Below are 17,264 nucleotides of genomic sequence, written 5' to 3'. Positions count from 1 at the left end.
CGGACGTGTGCTCTCCGGGTCCCGCCGCGGTTCCGCCGCGCAGGAGACCGCGATCGCGCCATCGGGCAGCGCGCCGCGCCGCCCCGCCACGACGAAGCCGAGGCCGCCGAGGTCGGCCGCCTCCTCCCCGGGGGTCGCCGCGCCGTCGCGGAAGCGGCTGATGGCGATGTCGAGCGCGGGGTGGATGGCGGCGAGCACCGGCTGCCCTTCGGCATCCGGGTCGAGCGCCTCGCCCAGCACGCCGATCGCCGCCGCGCTGACGCGCGCCTGGCGCAGTATCGCGAGCGGGAGCGCCGCGCCGTCGCGCAGCAGCCGTGAGTCGAGCATCGGACCGAGCAGCAGTTCGCCCTCGGGCGCGAGGACGCAGCGCAGCCCGCAGGGGGCGAGGCCCAGCGTGTCCAGCACCTCCTCGGCGATCGCCTCGCCCGTCGCCGCGTCGGCGGGGCCGCGCCCGGCGGGGAGCGGGGCGATCGGGTTGCCGGTCTCGATCGCCTCGACGATCGCGGCGGCGAGGATGCGGCGCGCCTCGTGGTCCATGCGTGCGCGCCTCAGTTCAACGAGGGCAGTTGCGGCTCGTCATCCACCTGGAATCCGCCCGAGGGGGGCGCGAGTACATCCGCCCCCGACCCGCCAGTCTGCGGCACGTCGTAAAGGTAGGAGGGCAGCCAGGTCACGATCTCGGGGAAGACGTAGACGCAGACCATGGTGAAGATGACGATGTAGATGAAGGGCATGCAGCCCTTGAAGATGTCCTCGAGCCGAACGTGCTTGGGTGCGACGCCCTTGAGGTAGAAGGCGGCCATCGCAACCGGCGGGGAGAGGAAGCTGGTCTGCAGGTTGAGCGCGACCAGCACGCCGAAGAACAGCGGGTCCACGCCGAAATCGTCCAGCAGCGGCAGGAAGATCGGCACGAAGATGACGATGATCTCGGTCCATTCGAGCGGCCAGCCGAGCACGAAGATCAGCGCCTGCGCCAGCAGCATGAAGGTCAGCGTGTTGAGCGGCAGCGACTTGAAGAACTGCTCCACCAGCTCCTGCCCGCCGAGGTAGCCGAACACCGAGGAGAAGATCGCGCTGCCCACGAAGAGCCAGCACACCATCGCCGAGGTGCGGGCCGTCAGGTACACGCTCTCGCGCAGCTTCGCCCAGGTGAAGGACCGATAGACGATGGCGAGCAGGATGGAGCCGAGCGAGCCCATCGCCGCCGCCTCCGACGGTGTGGCGAGGCCCATCAGGATCGAGCCCAATACCACGCCGATCAGCGAGGCGAGCGGCAGGAAGGAGGTGAAGAGCGAGACCAGGATCGTGCGGAAGGGGACGTTCACTTCCTCGGGCGGCAATCGGGGTGCGACCGAGGGCTTCACGATGGCGATGCCGATCGCATACAGGATGTACAGACCGGCCAGCATGACGCCCGGGATGAAGGCCGCGGCGTAGAGCTGCACCACCGACACGCCGGCGGTGGCGCCGAACAGGATCAGCATGATCGAGGGCGGGATGAGGATGCCGAGGCACCCGCCCGCGCAGACCACGCCGGCCGCGAGCTTCACGTCGTAGCCCGCGCGCAGCATGGCGGGAAATGCCAGCAGCCCCATCAGCGTGACCACGGCGCCGACGATGCCGGTCGCGGTCGCGAACAGCGCGCAGGTCGCGAGCGTGGCCACCGCAAGCGAGCCGGGAATGTTGCCGGAAGCCATCTGCAGCGAGCGGAACAGCCGGTCGAGGATGTTCGCGCGCTCGATGATGTAGCCCATCAGCACGAAGAGCGGCACGCTGATGAGCACGTCGTTCGACATCACCGCGTAGGTGCGCTGCACCAGCAGGTCGAAGATGCGCTCCTGCATGCCGAGGTAGCCGAAGAATAGCCCCATCGCCATCAGCGTGAAAGCGATCGGGAAGCCCAGCATGATGAAGAACAGGAACAGGAAGAGCTGCGTGAGCCCCAGCGCGCCGTCGGTCATCTCAGCCTGGTCCTATCGGCCGGTGTGTTCGTCGCCGGCGCGTTCGCCCGGGATATGGCCGGTGCGCGCCATCTCGCGCGCCAGCTCCTCGGGGTCGCGCTCGGCCGCGGCGGCGAGGATCTTCTGCTCGAGCTCCTCGACATCAGACAGGCGCTCGGGCCAGGCGCCGGTGCGGATGCAGCGGATGCAGCGCACCACCTCGACCACGCCCTGCAGCAGCAGCAGCACGCCCACGATCGGGATCAGGAACTTGAACGGCCAGATCACCGGGCCGGTCGGGCTGAACATCGAGCGCTCGTTCTGCAGGAACGAGATGTGGGCAAAGTTCCAGCCCGAGATCATGAAGGCGAAGATCGCCGGGAAGAAGAACAGCACATACAGCACGAGGTCGAGCCGCGCCTGGTTCGCCGGACGGAAGTTCCGGTACAGGAAGTCCCCACGCACATGCCCGTTGCGCGACAGCGCATAGGCGCCCGCCATCATGAACAGCGCGCCGTAGAGCATGTAGGAGACGTCATAGGCCCATGACGTCGGCGCCCGGAACGCGTAGCGCATGACGATCTCGTACACGACAACGCCGGTCAGCCCGATGATGCACCAGGCGAAGGCCTTGCCCACGAAGGCGCTGAGCCGGTCGATCCCGAGCAGGACGGATTGCAGACCCATCCGGACACCCCCCCTTGTCGCGCGAACGCCCGCCCCGGTCCTCCCGGGGCGGGCGCTGCCATCCGCCGCGTGGTTCAGCCGCGCGCGAAGAAGTGGTTGTAGGCGAGTGCGGGGCTCGCCTGGTAGCGCAGGTAGAAGGCGCTCACGCGGCGGCACCACTCGCGCTGGCTGTCCGTCACCTTCTTGAAGAAGGGATCGGATTCCAGGCTGCGGATCACCCCGTCCCAGGCGCGCAGCTGGGCTTCGAGCACCGGGCGCGGCGTGACCTGCACGTTCACACCCTGGCGCTGCGCCATCTCGAGCAGGTCGTTCGGGTAGCGCAGCTGCTGCTTCCACGACATGTCGGCCGAGGCGGCTTCCGCGGCGTGGCGGATCACCGCCTTTAGCTCGGCCGGCAGGGCGTCGAACTTCGCCTTGTTGAACAGGACCTCGAAGGTCTCGGTGTTCTGGTGGTAGGACTGGATCATGTAGTTCTTGGCCACGTCCGGGAAGCCGAGCACGCGGTCCGAGGACGGGTTGTTGAACTCCGCGCCGTCGATCACGCCGCGTTCCAGCGCGGGCACGATCTCCCCGCCCGGCAGCGCGGTCACCGCCGCGCCCATGGCGTTGAACAGATCGGTGGCGAGGCCGACGGTGCGGTACTTCAGGCCGCGCATCTGCTCGGCATTGGTGACCGCGTTCTTGAACCAGCCGAGCGGCTGGGTCGGCATCGGCCCGGTCTGGAAGCCGACCACGTTGACGCGCAGGATCTGGCCAATCAGCTCGTTGTACAGGGCGTCGCCGCCGCCGTAGTAGAACCAGGCGAGGTAGGAATTGGCGTCGTAGAACCAAGCCGGAGGCGTGCCGAACAGGCTGAAGGCCTTGTTCTTGCCGAACCAATAAGCGGAGACGCCATGCCCGCCATCGAGCGTGCCGGCGGAGACCGCGTCGATCAGCTGGAAGGCGCCGACGACCGCGCCGGCGGCCAGCAGTTCCATGCGCAGCCGGCCGCCGGCCATGGCGTTCACGCGGCTGACGAAGTCGCCGGCGAATTCATGGAAGATGTCGCGCTGCGGCCAGGTGGACTGGAAGCGCCAGGTCACGGTCTGCGCACGGCTGACACCGGGCGCCGCCAGTACGGCGGCGGCGGCGCCGCCCGCGGCGGCGGCCTTCAGGAATCCACGGCGTGCAGGCGCCTTGTCCTTGGTCATGCAGTCCTCCCGGACAGCCGGTCGCAGCTTCATGCGCGATCCGACATTTGTTGTGACTGCAAGTCCATTATTCGACCCGGATGGCACGCGCAATCACACAGTTGCGCGATTCGTGCAGCCGCTGCGATTTTTGTCCGCCCGCGCGGGCGCTGCTACTTCGTAACGAAAGCCTTTTCGACCACGTAGGTCCCCGGCGCGTTGTTGGCGCCTTCCTCGAAGCCGCGGGCTTCGAGCATCGCCTTGCAATCGCGGTTCATCGCCTCCGACCCACACAGCATCACGCGGTCATTCGCGGGGTCGAGCGGCGGCAGGCCAAGATCGGCGAAGATCCGCCCGGTCTCGATTAGCGTGGTGATGCGGCCCTGGGTGCGGAACGGCTCGCGCGTGACCGAGGGGTAGTACAGCAGCTTTCCGGCGACGATCTCGCCGAGGAGCTCATGATCCGGCAGGTCGCGCTCGAACAGCTCGCGATGCGCGAGCTCGCGCACCTCGCGCACGGTATGCGCGACCACCACCTTCTCGAAGCGCTCGTAGACATCGGGTTCGCGCGCCAGCGACAGGAAGGGGGCGAGGCCGGTGCCGGTCGCGAGCAGCCACAGGGTGCGGCCCGGGCGCAGGTTGTCGGTCACGAGCGTGCCGGTCGGCTTGCGCCCGATCAGCACGACATCGCCCACCGCCACGTGCTGCAGGCGCGAGGTCAGCGGCCCGTGCTGTACCTTGATCGAGAGGAATTCCAGCTCCTCGTCCCAGGTCGGGCTCGCCATGGAATAGGCGCGCACCAGCGGCTTGCCGTCGGCCATCAGCCCGATCATGGCGAATTCCCCGGCGCGGAAGCGGAAGGCCGGATCGCGCGTGCAGCGGAAGGAAAACAGCCGCTCGGTCCAGTGGTGCACCCAGGTGACGCGCTCGCCGAAATAGGCGGCGGGGATAGCGGGCCCGGAGGGGGGCCGGGGGGCGGGGAGGATGGCGTCGTTCATGGCGGCGAGACTTGTGCTGCGCTGCGGCAGCCTTCGCAACAGGAAAGCGCGCGGTCCTTGCGCTCGCGCAAGCCGCGGTCTCTCCTGCCGCCCATGACCGACCTGCCAGACGGCGTGCCCGTCGACCCCGCCACCGATCCCCCCGTCGGCCCCGTGGTGGATGCCACGCCGCGGCCGCTGCCCGCGCGCGTGCCGCATCGCGGCGCCGCGGTGGACCTCGAGCCGCTGCATGTGCGCCACGCGCCGGAGCTGTTCCGCGCCGCGCAGGGCCAGCCGGGCGAGGCCTCCTGGGCCTACCTCGCCTATGGCCCGTTCGCGACCGAGGCCGCGATGCGCGCGCATGTCGCCGCCTTCGCCGCCACCCACGACCCCATGGCCTGGGCGGTGCGCCCGCACGCCACCGGCACCGCGGATGGCTGGCTGACGCTGATGGAGATCCACCCGGCGCATGCGCATATCGAGATCGGCAACATCTGGTTCTCGCCGCGCATGCAGCGCACCCGGGCCGCGACCGAGGCCATGTTCCTGCTGATGCGCCATGCGATGGACGAGCTCGGCTACCGCCGCCTGACCTGGAAGTGCAACGCGCTCAACATGCCTTCGCGCCGCGCCGCCGCGCGGCTGGGCTTCACCTATGAAGGCACGCTGCGCGACATGCTGGTGGTGAAGGGGCGGGTGCGCAGCACGGCCTGGTTCTCCATCCTGGCCGAGGAATGGCCCGCGCGCCGCGACGCCATCCTGGCCTGGCTGTCGGATGCGAATTTCGGCGCCGATGGACGCCCGAAACGCGGCCTCGCGGAGCTGCGCGGCTGACGCCCGGCACGCCCGCGCCGCAGGCAGGGCCGCGGAAGTCCTGGATTTACGCGCGGCATGGCGGCAGGATGACATGGCGGACATGAACCGCATGCGCGGGAGGACACCATGCCGGACGTGAATTTCAGCGAGATCGCGAGCTGGGGGCTGATCCTCGGCGTCATCGCCTTCGCGGCGTCGCACCGCTTCGGCATCGGCCCGGCGGTGGCGGCGGCCACGCTCGCCGCGCTCACCACCAAGGCGGCGCTGCTCGGCCTGACCTGAGGGGCATCTTCGCCGCGCCGCAACACGCCTGTCACGCCGCCGCAACGCGCGGCCCTTAGGGGAGCCCCCGTCCGCAACCACCGGGGGTTCCATGCGACGCTTCCTGCTCGCCGCCGCCATTCTCGCCGCCACGCCGGCGCTGGCCGACCAGCGCTTCGAGGCCACGCTCGCCGGCCACGCCATCCTGCCGGCCGCGACCTTCATCGCCCCGCCCGAGGGCGCGCCGCCCGGCTTCGCCGTCTCCGGCCGCTTCACCGGCGCGGGCAATCTGCGCAACGAACAGGTGGGCAGCGCCCCGGGCGATACCGGCCCGGCCTATGGCAGCCGCCCGACCGGCATCTCGCTGCCCTTCCGTGGCCAGCCGCTGCAGGGCTTCTCCGGCATCGCGCCGGTGCGCGGCGAGCCGGGTGCCTGGTGGGTGCTGACCGACAACGGCTTCGGCAACCGCCGCAACAGCCCCGACGCGCTGCTGATGTTCCACAAGATCCGCCCCGACTTCGCGACCGGCCAGGTGGCGGTGCTGCAGACCATCTTCCTGTCCGACCCGAACCGCGTGGTGCCCTTCCACATCACCACCGATCCCTCGCCGACGCGCTTCCTGACCGGCGCCGACTTCGACCTGGAATCGATCCAGCCGATGCCCGATGGCAGCTTCTGGATCGGCGAGGAATTCGGCCCCTTCCTGCTGCATGTCGATGGGCAGGGCCGCGTGCTGCGCGTGGTCGAGACCATGATGGACGGCCAGCCGCTGCGCTCGCCCGACCATCCGGCCTTCCTGGTCCCGGCTTCCCCCACCCAGGGCGTGCCGTACCGCGTCCGCCGGTCGGGCGGCTATGAGGGCGTGGCGGCCTCGCCCGACGGGTCGCGTCTGTACGCGATGCTCGAGCAGCCGCTCTTCGCGCCCAATTCCGACCAGCCCGAGGGCCGCTTCCTGCGCGTGCTGGAATTCGACACGGCACGCGCCGCCTGGACCGGGCGCGTGCTGCGCTACCGCCTGGAGGAGGGTGCGACAGCGATCGGCGACTTCAACATGATCGACGACCGCCGCGCCCTGGTGATCGAGCGCGACAACGGGGAAGGCGATCCGGGCCTCGCCTGCGCGCAAGGCACGCAGAGCACCGCGGAGCGCCCCTGCTTCCTGAACCCGGCGCGTTTCAAGCGGATCTACCTGATCGACCTGGGCGCGACGGATGCGGAAGGCTTCGTGCGCAAGATCGGCCATATCGACCTGATGGCGATCCGCGACCCGAACAACCTGGCGCGCCAGCGCGGCGACCGGCCGCAGGGCGCGCCGAACGATCGCTTCGCCTTCCCGTTCTTCACCATCGAGGACGTGGCGATGGTCGATGCCGACCACATCATCGTCGCCAACGACAACAACCTGCCCTTCAGTGCCGGCCGCCACCTGACGCGGGCGGACGACAACGAGGTGATCCTGCTGCGCGTGCCGGAACTGCTGCGCGCGCGCTGACGCACCGCCGGGCGCCTGTCCTTTCCCCGGTCGGGGGCGGGCAGGCGCCGGCCTCCTCAGGGGCGCTGCGGGGGCTGCCCCGCCGGTGGCGCGATCCGCCTGGCGGATGCAGGGCCAAGCCGGCGGACGCCCTGCTGCGGACGGCCAGGCGCGGGCAGGCTATGCTCGCTCCACCGCGCAAGGAGCGGCCACCCCGCCCCGGTCCTGGCGCGGCGGCCGTGACCGCGCGCAGACCCGAGGGAAGGAACCGCCGCATGTCCCAGCCGAACGCCCCGGCCAGCAAGCTCGACGCCGCCGCTGCCACCGACCGCCTGATGCGCTACCTGGCCGTGGAGGGCGTGACCGGGCACGAGGCGGCGATCGCTGCGGCCATCGTGGATGACCTGAAGGCGATCGGCGTGCCCGACTCCGCCATTCGCTACGACACCGCCAACCAGCGCATCCCGCTGCCCACCGAGACCGGCAACCTGATCGTGGACCTGCCCGGCACGCGTCCCGGCAAGCGGCTGCTGTTCTCGACGCACCTCGACACCGTGCCGCTGTGCGCCGGCGCCAAGCCGCGGCGCGAGGGCGAACGCATCGTCTCGGACGGCACCACCGCGCTGGGCGGGGACAACCGCACCGGCTGCGCGCTGCTGGTCAGCCTGGCCGAGACGCTGATCCGCCATGACCTGCCGCACCCGCCCATCACCCTGCTGTTCACCGTGCGCGAGGAAAGCGGCCTGCACGGCGCGCGCGAACTGGTCGCGGCCGACCTGCTCGGCGCCGAGATGGGCTTCAACGTGGATGGGCGCCTCGCCAACGAGCTCATCATCGGCGCGGTCGGGCAGGAGAACTGGCGCGCCGAGATCAAGGGCCGCGCGTCGCATGCCGGCGTCGCGCCGGAGAAGGGCATCTCCGCCACGCTGGTCGGTGCCATCGCGCTGGCCGAGGCCCACAAGGCCGGCTGGTTCGGCAAGGTGGTGAAGAATGATGGCCACGGCACCAGCAATGTCGGCATCTTCGGTGGCAAGCCCGGCCAGCCGGCGGGCGACGCCACCAACGTGGTCACCGACCTCGCGGTGCTGGTGGGCGAGGCGCGCAGCCCCGAGGCCGCCTTCGCCGCCGCGATCACCGAGGGCTTCCGCGCTGCCTTCGAGACCGCGAAGGGCGCGGTGAAGGCGTCGGACGGCGCGACCGCGGAGGTCACCTTCACCCACACCCCGTCCTACCCGCCCTTCCGGCTTGCCGAGGACGGCCCGGTGGTGAGCCACGCGAAGCGCGCCGTCGAATCGCTCGGCATGGAACCCGTGCTGGTGTTCTCCAACGGCGGCCTCGATGCCAACTGGATTGCCGGCAAGCACGGCGTGCCGTCGGTGACCATCGGTGCCGGGCAGTACGAGATCCACACCATCAAGGAATACGTGGACCTGCCGGAATACGAGCGCGGCTGCCGGCTCGCGGTGGCGCTGGCGACGCTGTGACGGCGCGCGGCGGCGCGGCAGGTTGTCACGTCGCCGCTGCTGCGCCAGTTTCGCGGCACGCCCCGGGCAGCCCGCGCCTGCCGTCCGCGGCGCGATGATTCGCGGCGCGGCCATCCGCCTCGGATGCCGCACCGTGCCAGTGGAGGGACGTGCATGACCGAGGATCGCGTGGGCGCCTTCGTGCCAGGACCGCGCCGCGAGCGCGCCGGCGCGGCCGAGGGCCCGCTGGCCGGGCTGACCTTCGCGGTCAAGGACCTCTATGACACCGTCGGCGACGTGACCGGCTATGGCAACCCGGACTGGGCGCGCACGCATCCGCCCGCGACCCAGGATGCCGCGGTGGTGACGGCGCTGCTCGATGCCGGGGCGCGGCTGGTCGGCAAGACCAAGACCGTCGAACTCGCCTATGGCCTGACGGGCGAGAATGTCTGGCACGGCACGCCGGTGAACCCGGCGGCACCGGACCGCTTTCCCGGCGGGTCGTCCTGCGGGTCCGCCGCGGCGGTGGCGGCGGGGCTGTGCGACATCGCCATGGGCTCGGACACCGGCGGGTCCGTGCGCATCCCGGCGTCGTATTGCGGGATCTTCGGTATCCGCCCGTCCTGGGGGGCGGTCAGCCTGACCGGGGCCTGCCCGCTGGGGCCGGCCTATGACACGGCGGGGTGGTTCGCGGCGCGTGCCTCGATCCTGCGGCGCGCGGGCGAGGTGCTGCTGGCGCCTGTGGCCGATGGCGCACTCGGGCCGCTGCTGAAGGTGCAGGAACCCTGGGTCAACGCCGAACCGGCCACGGCCGCAGCGCTCGCGGATGCCTTCGGCGCGGTGGAATCGGTGCTGGGCGCGGCGCTGCCGGTGCAGGTGGCGCCCGAGGGTCTCGACACCTTCTACGAATCCTTCCGCTGCGCCCAGGCGGTCGAGGCCTGGACCAGCCTCGGCCCCTGGATCGAAGCGACCGACCCCGCCTTCGGCCCCGGCGTGAAGGAACGCTTCGCCGCGGCGAAGGCGATGGACCCGGCCAAGGCGGCCGCAGGGCGCGCCTTTCGCCGCGCGGCGCAGGCGCGGCTGTGGGGGCTGCTGGGCGGGGGCGCGGTGATGGTCTACCCGACCTCGCCCGGCCCGGCGCCGCTGCTCACCGCCACCCAGGCCGAGCAGAACGGGGTGCGGGAGAGGACCATGGGCGTGACGGCGATCGCCGGGCTCTGCGGCCTGCCTGAGGTGACGATCCCGGCCGGGACCGTCGGTGGCGCGCCGGTTGGCCTTTCCCTGGTGGCGGGGCCGGGGCGCGACCGTGCGCTGCTGGCGCTGGCCGAGCGCGTGGCCTCCGCGGCGGGGCTGCCGGCATGACCCTGCGCGTGCGTGACGCGACCCCGGCCGACCTGCCGGCGATCACCGCCATCTATGCCCATCACGTGCTGCACGGCACCGGCACCTTCGAGGAAGACCCGCCGGCCGAGGTGGAGATGGCCGCCCGCATGGCGAAGGTGCAGGCCGCCGGCTTCGCCTGGCTGGTCGCCGAGGACGAGGCCGGGCAGGTGCTCGGCTACGGCTATTTCGCACCCTTCCGCGAGCGGTCCGCCTATCGCTTCACCGCCGAGGATTCCGTCTATGTCCGCGACGACATCCGCGGCCAGGGCGTGGGCAAGTCGCTGGTGGCGGAACTCATCGCGCGGGCCGAGGCGAAGGGGCTGCGGCAGATGATTGCGGTGATCGGCGATTCCGAGAATGTCGGGTCGATCGGGCTGCATATCTCGCTCGGCTTCCGCCAGGCGGGCGTGCTGAAGGCGGCGGGGATGAAGTTCGGCCGCTGGGTGGACGTGGTGACGATGCAGCGCGCGCTGGGGGAGGGGGAGCGGACCCTGCCCCCAGGCTGAACAGCGCGCAGCGCGCCGCTCAGGCTGTCCAGCCGAGTTCGCGCATCGCCCAGCCGGCATTCCAGACCTTGGTCATGTGCCGGATGCGGCCATCCTCGAACTGCATCGCATAGACGTAGTCTGTATCCGTGTGCCGGCCGGTCGGGGCCATCGGGCCGCCCGGGTCGGTATGCGTACCGTGGAAGGTGGCGACGGCCACCACGCAGCCGCGCGCCACGTCGGTGGCGAAGGACTTCAGCGTGTAGCGACCGTCCGGCATGAAGCCCATCAGCCCCTTCATCCACTCGCAGTAGTCGCGCAGGGTGCGCGTGTCGGCCAGGGGTTCGGCCTGCGCGTCGAAGCCGGCCTCGGGGTGGCAGTGGGCGGCGCAGGCGGCCCAGCCCTTGCCGGCTTCGCAGGCCTCGAAGAACGCCATCGCGGTCTCGGTTATGGACGCCATGCCCTGTCTCCCTTTCCGGATGGTCCAGGATTGACGCTCCTGTGACCGAGCGCAGCATGACAGGGCCCCCGTCGGCGTGGGGGACTATTCGGGTGCGCGACGGAAGCGGGCGGTGGTCAGCGGGTCCTGCGCCAGCGCCTGCGCCAATTCGGCGCGGCCTTCCGGCGTGGCGGCCAGCACCACCACCCGGTCGAACCACGCGATCCGCCCGCGCACACGGTCCTGGAACAGCCGGTCGAGCGCCTGGGCCGCGGCGCTGCGCCCGGCACAGCAGACACAGGCGGCGGGGTGCTGCGCTGCCTCGGGCGCGAAGATCTCGGTGGCCGGTGCGGCGGCATGGCGCGGGACAGCGCCCTCGGCCAGCAACGCCGCCGGCCGGCCAGCCGCCAACGCGCCGGGCAGGGCGGCGGCGTCGGGCAGCAGCGTCACGGGAATGCGGGCGTCGATCGACCAGGCCATGATGTGCTGGACATAAGGATATCTTTATGAGTATGTCCAGCCCGTCATGGACGCCCTGCTCACCGAACTTCGCGCCGCGGCCGAGCCGACCCGCCTGCGCCTGCTCGCACTTTGTGCGCGCGGCGCCTGGTGCGTGTCCGACCTGGTCGCGATCCTGGGGCAGTCCCAGCCGCGCCTGTCACGCCACCTGAAGCTGCTGGTCGAGGCCGGGCTGCTGGTCCGCACGCCCGAGGGTGCCAATGCCTGGTTCCAGCTGGCCCCCGATGCCGACCTGGCGCGCCAGGTCCTGGCCCGCCTGCCGGAGGAGGACCCGTTGCTGGCGGCCGACCGCCGTGCCGCGGCCCGCCTGGCGGCGGAGCGTGCGCGCGCGGCCTCCGAATCCTTCCGCCGGCATGGCGCCGATTGGGACGAGCTTCGCGCTCTCGGCCTGCCCGCGGCGGCGATCGAGGCGGCGACGGACGCGGCACTGCCGCCGCGCATCGGACGGCTGCTCGATATCGGCTGCGGCACGGGCGGGCTGCTGGAACGCCTCGCCGGGCGGATCGACGAGGGCGTGGGGGTGGATGCCTCGCGCGACATGCTTGCCCTCGCGCGCACGCGCCTCGCCGAACGCGGCCTGTCGCACATCGCCGTCCGCCAGGCCGACATGTATCGCCTGCCGATCGGCGATGCCTCCTTCGACGCCGTCATGCTGCAGATGGTGCTGCACTATGCCGAGGACCCGGCCGCCGCGCTGGCCGAGGCGGCGCGTGTGCTGAAGCCCTCCGGCGTGCTGGTGGTGATCGACCTCGCGCCGCATGGGCGCGCCGAATTGCTGGGCGGCGCCTTCGCGCATCGCTGGCCGGGCTTCGACGATGCCGGCATCGCCGGCTGGCTGGGGGCCGCCGGCTGCGTGCCGGCGCGCACCAGCACCGTCGAGGCCGCGCTCCCCGTCCGCGTCTGGGTCGCCGAGCGCATGACCCGCCCCGTTTCCGTCCCGACTCACTGAAAGATCACCCCGATGGCCCGACCGCATCTGCTCGACGCCCTTCGCGACCAGGTCCTGCTCTGTGACGGCGGCATGGGCGCGCGCGTGCAGGCGATGACGCTCGATGTCGCGAAGGACTACTGGGACAAGGAGAACTGCACCGAGGTGCTGAATCTCTCGCGCCCCGACATCGTGCGCGAGATCCATCGCAGCTACTACGAATCCGGCGCCGACATGGTGCTGACCAACACCTTCGGCGGGTCGCCCATCACGCTCGAGGAATTCGAGCTCGGGGCGCGCGCCTTCGAGATCAACAAGCTCGCGGTGGAACTGGCGCGCGAGGCTTCCGAAGGCTTCGCCGATGGCCGCCACCGCTGGGTGGTGGGCGACATCGGGCCGGGCACCAAGCTGCCGAGCCTGGGGCACATCACCTACGACGCGCTGGAGGCCGCGCTCGTCGAGCAATGCCGCGGGCTGATCGCCGGCGGCGCCGATGCGCTGCTGACCGAGACCAACCAGGACACGCTCTACATCAAGGCCGCGGTGAATGCCGCGAAGATCGCGCGCGCCGAGGCGAAGTCCGACATCCCGGTGCTGGTGCAGGTGACGGTCGAGACCACCGGCACGCTGCTGGTCGGCCCCGACATCGCCGCCGCCGCCGCCGTCGTGCATGCGCTCGACGTCCCGCTGATCGGGCTGAACTGCGCGACCGGCCCGCAGGAGATGGCCGAGCATGTCCGCTGGCTGTCGCAGAACTGGCCGGGCCTGATCAGCGTGCAGCCCAATGCCGGCCTGCCGGAGCTGGTGGATGGCAGGACGCACTACCCGCTCGGCGCCGACGAAATGGCGACCTGGATGGAGCGCTTCGTCACCGAGGATGGGGTGAACCTGATCGGCGGGTGCTGCGGCACCTCGACGCCGCATATCTCGGCACTCGATGCGATGCTGCGCCGGGTCGGCGGGACCCGCGCGCGCCCGGCGGCGGTGCGCCGGCGCTTCCACTGGGTGCCCTCGGTCGCCTCGCTCTATTCCGCGACGGCGCTGCGGCAGGAGAATGCCTACTTCTCGATCGGCGAGCGCTGCAACGCGAATGGCTCCAAGGCCTGGCGCGTGGCGCAGGAGGTGCATGACTGGGACAGCTGCCTCGCGATCGGGCGCGAGCAGGTGGCCGAAGGGTCGAACAGCCTGGACATCTGTACCGCCTTCGTCGGCCGCGACGAGATGCGCGAGATGAGCGAGGTCATCACCCGCTTCACCGCCTCCGTGAACAGCCCGCTGGTGATCGATTCCACCGAGACGCCGGTGATCGAGCAGGCGCTGAAGCTGCATGGCGGCAAGCCGATCATCAACTCGATCAACTTCGAGGAAGGCGAGGGCGCGGCGACCGACCGCATGAAGCTGGCGAAGAAGTTCGGCGCCGCGGTCATCGCGCTGACCATCGACGAAGTCGGCATGGCGAAGACCGCCGAGGACAAGCTGCGCATCGCGCGCCGGCTGGTGGACTTCGCCTGCAACAAGCACGGCCTGCCGCAGTCCGACCTGATGATCGACCCGCTGACCTTCACCATCGCCACCGGCAACGAGGACGACCGCAAGCTGGGGCAGTGGACGCTGGAGGGCATCCGCATGATCCGGGAGGAATTCCCGGACATCCAGATCATCCTCGGCCTGTCGAACATCTCCTTCGGCCTGAACCCGGCCGCGCGGCACGTGCTGAACAGCGTGTTCCTCGATCATGCCGTGAAGGCGGGCATGACCGGGGCGATCGTGCATGTCTCCAAGATCAAGCCGCTGCACAAGATCCCGGCCGAGGAAGTGAAGGTCATGGAGGACCTGATCTTCGACCGCCGCGAGGAAGGCTACGACCCGCTGCAGAAGGTGCTGGAGATGTTCGCCGGCCGTAAGGCCGCCGACAACGTGGCGAAGGTGAAGTCCGAGACGGTCGAGGGCCGGCTCAAGGACCGCATCATCGACGGCGACCGCAAGGGGCTGGATGACGAGCTGGCCGACGCGCTGGCCAAGGGCATCGCGCCGCTGTCGATCATCAACGACATCCTGCTGGACGGGATGAAGGTGGTGGGCGAGCTGTTCGGCGCGGGCAAGATGCAGCTGCCCTTCGTGCTGCAATCGGCCGAGACGATGAAGGCCGCCGTCGCCTACCTCGAGCCGCACATGGAGCGCGTCGAGGGCCAGGAGAAGGGCATCATCGTGCTCGGCACGGTGAAGGGCGACGTGCACGACATCGGCAAGAACCTGGTCGACATCATCCTCACCAACAACGGCTACCGGGTGATCAACCTCGGCATCAAGGTGCCGCTGTCGCAGATCGTGGAAGCCGCGGTCGAACACAAGGCGCATGCCATCGGCATGAGCGGGCTGCTCGTGAAATCCACCGTGGTGATGCGCGAGAACCTCGAGGAGATGTCGCGCCAGGGCATCGACCTGCCGGTGCTGCTGGGCGGTGCCGCGCTCACGCGCAACTATGTCGAGGATGATTGCGTCAAGGCCTATGCCTGCGGGCGCGTGGTCTATGCGCGCGATGCCTTCGACGGCCTGCACCTGATGGACAAGGTGATGGGCAACGACTTCGACGGCTACCTCGCCGCCGTGCAGCAGAAGCGCGCCGGCAAGTCGAAGAACGAGAAGCGCGTGCTGGGCCAGGCCGACCCGCGTGGCTTCGCCCCCGTCGACCTCGCCTATGCGCAGGAGCGCCGCCGGCGCGTCTCCGCCGAGAGCACGCCGCCTGTCCCGCCCTTCTGGGGTGCACGCGTGATGGAGGCCGATCCGCGCGCGCTGGTGCCCTTCATCAACGAGCGTAGCCTCTATCAGTTCCAGTGGGGCTTCCGGAAAGCCGGGCGGTCGCTCGACGACTTCCTCGGCTGGGCAAAACAGGAGCTGCGCCCGGTCCTCAAGCGCATGCTCGCTCTGACGGATGAGCAGAAGATCCTCAGGCCGCAGGCGATCTACGGCTACTGGAAATGCGCCGGGCAGGGCAACGACCTGATCCTGTTCGAACAGGACGGCACGACCGAGGTCGCGCGCTTCAACATGCCGCGCCAGCCCAAGGCCGATGGCGAGTGCATCGCCGACTTCGTGCGCGACATCGACGATGCCGAGCGCGACGTGATCGGCCTGCAGGTGGTCACCGTGGGGCAGAAGGCGTCGGACCTGGCGCGCGAGTGGTTCGAGGAGAACCGCTACCAGGACTACCTCTACCTGCACGGGCTGTCGGTCGAGATGGCGGAAGCCATGGCGGAATACACCCACAAGCGGATCCGCGCCGAATGGGGCTTCGCCGCGCAGGATGAGCGCGACATCGAGAAGATGCTGAGCCAGGGTTATCGCGGCGGCCGCTATTCCTTCGGCTACCCCGCCTGCCCGAAGCTCGAGGACCAGGAGCCGCTGCTGCGCCTGCTGGATGCGGAACGGATCGGTGTTTCGATCAGCGACGAATGGCAACTGCATCCGGAGCAATCCACCTCCGCGATCGTGCTGCATCATCCGCGCGCGAAGTACTTCTCGGTCTAGGCCCGGGGGGGTAAACCCCCGCCATGGTGGAAGTCAGGTCCGGCCAGGCCACGACGCTCGCGATCGGCAGCGTCGTGGTGGCCATCGTGGTATTGGCGCTGAAGGCGGCGGCCTGGGGGCTCACCGGGTCCGTCGCGCTGTTCGCGGATGCGCTGGAGAGCGTGGTCAACGTCGCTGCCGCCGCGGCGGCGCTCGCGGCGGTGCGATTCTCCTCGCTGCCGGCGGATGCCAACCACCCTTATGGCCACGCGAAGGCGGAATACTTCTCGGCGGTGCTGGAAGGCGCGCTGATCATCGTGGCCGCGCTGCTGATCCTGCACCAGGCCTGGGGTGCGCTGGCCGCGCCGCGCGCGCCGGAGCAGCCGGGACTCGGCCTCGCGGTCTCGGCCGTGGCCTCGGCGGGCAATGCCGCCTGGGCCATGCTGCTGATGAAGCGCGGCCGCGCCCTGCGATCCCCCGCGCTGGTCGCCGATGCGCGGCATTTGTGGTCGGATGTGGTGACCTCGGCCGGCGTGATCGTGGGCGTGGGGCTGGTGGTCGCGACCGGCATCCTGTGGCTCGACCCGCTGCTGGCGGCGCTGACGGCGGCGAACATCCTGTTCTCCGGCTTCCGCCTGCTGCGCGAATCGGTCGGTGGCCTTATGGACGAGGCGGTGCCGGCGGCGACGCTGGATCGCATCCGCCGCATCGTCGCCGACCATGCGGAGGGCGCGATCGAGGCGCATGACCTGCGATCCCGCCACGCCGGTCGCTTCACCTTCCTGGAATTCCACCTGGTGGTGCCGGGGGCGATGAGCGTCGCGCAGTCGCACGAGATCTGCGACCGCATCGAGGCCGCGCTGAAGGCGGAACTCGAGACCGCCGTCATCACCATCCATGTCGAGCCCGAGGGCAAGGCGAAGCACAAGGGCGTGCCGGTGCTGTGACGCCATCGCCCCGCATTCCGGTGCGCAAGCCGCCGGGCCGGGCGGGGTGGCTGGCGACGGGCGTGCTGGCCTCGCTCGCGCTGCATGGCGCGGTGCTGGCGGCGCTGCTGCTCTGGCCCGCGGCGGAACCCAAGCCCGGCGAGGAGGAGGAGGGCGCGGTGGCGCTGGTCTTCGCCGATATCATCGATCCCGGCGGCGCCGGCGCGCCGGGCGAGGACCCCGTGCCGCCCGAGCCGCCGGCGCCCCCGTCTGCGCCGCCGCCGGTCGCGGCC

17 protein-coding genes are annotated in these 17,264 nt (G+C 70.4%); 10 read left to right on the top strand and 7 right to left on the bottom strand.

The window, feature by feature from the left end; all coding sequences use genetic code 11:
• The 5 genes from HW578_RS11830 to HW578_RS11810 all read right to left on the bottom strand — a co-directional run.
• The coding region (locus HW578_RS11830) for a hypothetical protein (protein ID WP_198370761.1) at positions 1 to 537 on the bottom strand (537 nt) is incomplete at its 3' end.
• A gap of 11 nt (positions 538 to 548) precedes the next feature.
• Positions 549 to 1,961: a TRAP transporter large permease gene (locus HW578_RS11825; protein WP_198370760.1), complete on the bottom strand. Its 1,413-nt coding sequence runs from the start codon at positions 1,959 to 1,961 to the stop codon at positions 549 to 551.
• A gap of 12 nt (positions 1,962 to 1,973) precedes the next feature.
• The gene (locus HW578_RS11820; RefSeq protein ID WP_232478901.1) at positions 1,974 to 2,627 is read right to left on the bottom strand and encodes a TRAP transporter small permease subunit; all 654 of its coding nucleotides are present in this window, start codon (positions 2,625 to 2,627) and stop codon (positions 1,974 to 1,976) included.
• A 74-nt stretch (positions 2,628 to 2,701) separates the two neighbouring features.
• Positions 2,702 to 3,817, bottom strand: coding sequence for a TRAP transporter substrate-binding protein (locus HW578_RS11815; RefSeq protein WP_198370759.1), 1,116 nt, complete (start codon positions 3,815 to 3,817; stop codon positions 2,702 to 2,704).
• A gap of 152 nt (positions 3,818 to 3,969) precedes the next feature.
• Positions 3,970 to 4,794 (bottom strand): ferredoxin--NADP reductase, encoded by an 825-nt coding sequence (locus tag HW578_RS11810; RefSeq protein WP_198370758.1) that lies wholly within the window; start codon positions 4,792 to 4,794, stop codon positions 3,970 to 3,972.
• A gap of 93 nt (positions 4,795 to 4,887) precedes the next feature.
• Between HW578_RS11810 and HW578_RS11805 the strand changes: the two genes are divergently transcribed.
• The 6 genes from HW578_RS11805 (at position 4,888) to HW578_RS11780 (ending at position 10,673) form a co-directional block, all read left to right on the top strand.
• Positions 4,888 to 5,607: a GNAT family N-acetyltransferase gene (locus tag HW578_RS11805; RefSeq protein WP_198370757.1), complete on the top strand. Its 720-nt coding sequence runs from the start codon at positions 4,888 to 4,890 to the stop codon at positions 5,605 to 5,607.
• Positions 5,608 to 5,715: 108 nt separating this feature from the next.
• Positions 5,716 to 5,871: a hypothetical protein gene (locus HW578_RS11800; protein WP_198370756.1), complete on the top strand. Its 156-nt coding sequence runs from the start codon at positions 5,716 to 5,718 to the stop codon at positions 5,869 to 5,871.
• A 91-nt stretch (positions 5,872 to 5,962) separates the two neighbouring features.
• Entirely contained in the window at positions 5,963 to 7,342 is a 1,380-nt protein-coding gene (locus HW578_RS11795) for an esterase-like activity of phytase family protein (RefSeq protein ID WP_198370755.1), read from the top strand.
• A gap of 254 nt (positions 7,343 to 7,596) precedes the next feature.
• On the top strand, positions 7,597 to 8,805 hold the full coding sequence (locus tag HW578_RS11790; protein ID WP_198370754.1) for a M20/M25/M40 family metallo-hydrolase: 1,209 nt from the start codon (positions 7,597 to 7,599) through the stop codon (positions 8,803 to 8,805).
• A gap of 153 nt (positions 8,806 to 8,958) precedes the next feature.
• Positions 8,959 to 10,146 (top strand): amidase, encoded by a 1,188-nt coding sequence (locus HW578_RS11785; protein WP_198370753.1) that lies wholly within the window; start codon positions 8,959 to 8,961, stop codon positions 10,144 to 10,146.
• Positions 10,143 to 10,673, top strand: a complete 531-nt coding sequence (locus HW578_RS11780) for a GNAT family N-acetyltransferase (RefSeq protein WP_408906248.1) — start codon at positions 10,143 to 10,145, stop codon at positions 10,671 to 10,673. The genes HW578_RS11785 and HW578_RS11780 overlap by 4 nt, the downstream gene beginning before the upstream one ends.
• 19 nt (positions 10,674 to 10,692) lie before the next feature.
• Here the strand turns inward: HW578_RS11780 and HW578_RS11775 are convergent, their stop codons facing one another.
• Both HW578_RS11775 and HW578_RS11770 read right to left on the bottom strand, forming a co-directional pair.
• The gene (locus HW578_RS11775; protein WP_198370752.1) at positions 10,693 to 11,112 is read right to left on the bottom strand and encodes a nuclear transport factor 2 family protein; all 420 of its coding nucleotides are present in this window, start codon (positions 11,110 to 11,112) and stop codon (positions 10,693 to 10,695) included.
• Positions 11,113 to 11,196: 84 nt separating this feature from the next.
• Positions 11,197 to 11,571: a hypothetical protein gene (locus HW578_RS11770; protein WP_198370751.1), complete on the bottom strand. Its 375-nt coding sequence runs from the start codon at positions 11,569 to 11,571 to the stop codon at positions 11,197 to 11,199.
• 46 nt (positions 11,572 to 11,617) lie between these two features.
• Here HW578_RS11770 and HW578_RS11765 point away from each other — a divergent pair, with 46 nt between their 5' ends.
• The 4 genes from HW578_RS11765 to HW578_RS11750 all read left to right on the top strand — a co-directional run.
• Positions 11,618 to 12,559, top strand: a complete 942-nt coding sequence (locus HW578_RS11765; RefSeq protein WP_198370750.1) for an ArsR/SmtB family transcription factor — start codon at positions 11,618 to 11,620, stop codon at positions 12,557 to 12,559.
• A gap of 12 nt (positions 12,560 to 12,571) precedes the next feature.
• Positions 12,572 to 16,066 carry a methionine synthase gene (metH, locus tag HW578_RS11760; RefSeq protein WP_198370749.1) on the top strand — a complete coding sequence of 1,165 codons (3,495 nt, stop codon included), beginning with the start codon at positions 12,572 to 12,574 and terminating at the stop codon, positions 16,064 to 16,066.
• A 23-nt stretch (positions 16,067 to 16,089) separates the two neighbouring features.
• Positions 16,090 to 16,992 (top strand): cation diffusion facilitator family transporter, encoded by a 903-nt coding sequence (locus HW578_RS11755; RefSeq protein WP_198370748.1) that lies wholly within the window; start codon positions 16,090 to 16,092, stop codon positions 16,990 to 16,992.
• Positions 16,989 to 17,264: hypothetical protein (locus HW578_RS11750; RefSeq protein WP_456308276.1), on the top strand; the 276-nt coding region annotated here is incomplete at its 3' end. The genes HW578_RS11755 and HW578_RS11750, both read left to right, overlap by 4 nt.

It is taken from the genome of Roseomonas rosulenta (genome assembly GCF_016106005.1).
Lineage (GTDB): Bacteria > Pseudomonadota > Alphaproteobacteria > Acetobacterales > Acetobacteraceae > Neoroseomonas > Neoroseomonas rosulenta.
This window is presented reverse-complemented; position numbering and strand designations above follow the sequence as displayed.

Coding starts and splice junctions, on each gene's coding strand:
- HW578_RS11825 (WP_198370760.1), bottom strand. CDS start 1,961: ATGACCGACGGCGCGCTGGGGCTCACGCAGCTCTTCCTGTTCCTGTTC.
- HW578_RS11820 (WP_232478901.1), bottom strand. CDS start 2,627: ATGGGTCTGCAATCCGTCCTGCTCGGGATCGACCGGCTCAGCGCCTTC.
- HW578_RS11815 (WP_198370759.1), bottom strand. CDS start 3,817: ATGACCAAGGACAAGGCGCCTGCACGCCGTGGATTCCTGAAGGCCGCC.
- HW578_RS11810 (WP_198370758.1), bottom strand. CDS start 4,794: ATGAACGACGCCATCCTCCCCGCCCCCCGGCCCCCCTCCGGGCCCGCT.
- HW578_RS11805 (WP_198370757.1), top strand. CDS start 4,888: ATGACCGACCTGCCAGACGGCGTGCCCGTCGACCCCGCCACCGATCCC.
- HW578_RS11800 (WP_198370756.1), top strand. CDS start 5,716: ATGCCGGACGTGAATTTCAGCGAGATCGCGAGCTGGGGGCTGATCCTC.
- HW578_RS11795 (WP_198370755.1), top strand. CDS start 5,963: ATGCGACGCTTCCTGCTCGCCGCCGCCATTCTCGCCGCCACGCCGGCG.
- HW578_RS11790 (WP_198370754.1), top strand. CDS start 7,597: ATGTCCCAGCCGAACGCCCCGGCCAGCAAGCTCGACGCCGCCGCTGCC.
- HW578_RS11785 (WP_198370753.1), top strand. CDS start 8,959: ATGACCGAGGATCGCGTGGGCGCCTTCGTGCCAGGACCGCGCCGCGAG.
- HW578_RS11780 (WP_408906248.1), top strand. CDS start 10,143: ATGACCCTGCGCGTGCGTGACGCGACCCCGGCCGACCTGCCGGCGATC.
- HW578_RS11775 (WP_198370752.1), bottom strand. CDS start 11,112: ATGGCGTCCATAACCGAGACCGCGATGGCGTTCTTCGAGGCCTGCGAA.
- HW578_RS11770 (WP_198370751.1), bottom strand. CDS start 11,571: ATGGCCTGGTCGATCGACGCCCGCATTCCCGTGACGCTGCTGCCCGAC.
- HW578_RS11765 (WP_198370750.1), top strand. CDS start 11,618: ATGGACGCCCTGCTCACCGAACTTCGCGCCGCGGCCGAGCCGACCCGC.
- metH (WP_198370749.1), top strand. CDS start 12,572: ATGGCCCGACCGCATCTGCTCGACGCCCTTCGCGACCAGGTCCTGCTC.
- HW578_RS11755 (WP_198370748.1), top strand. CDS start 16,090: ATGGTGGAAGTCAGGTCCGGCCAGGCCACGACGCTCGCGATCGGCAGC.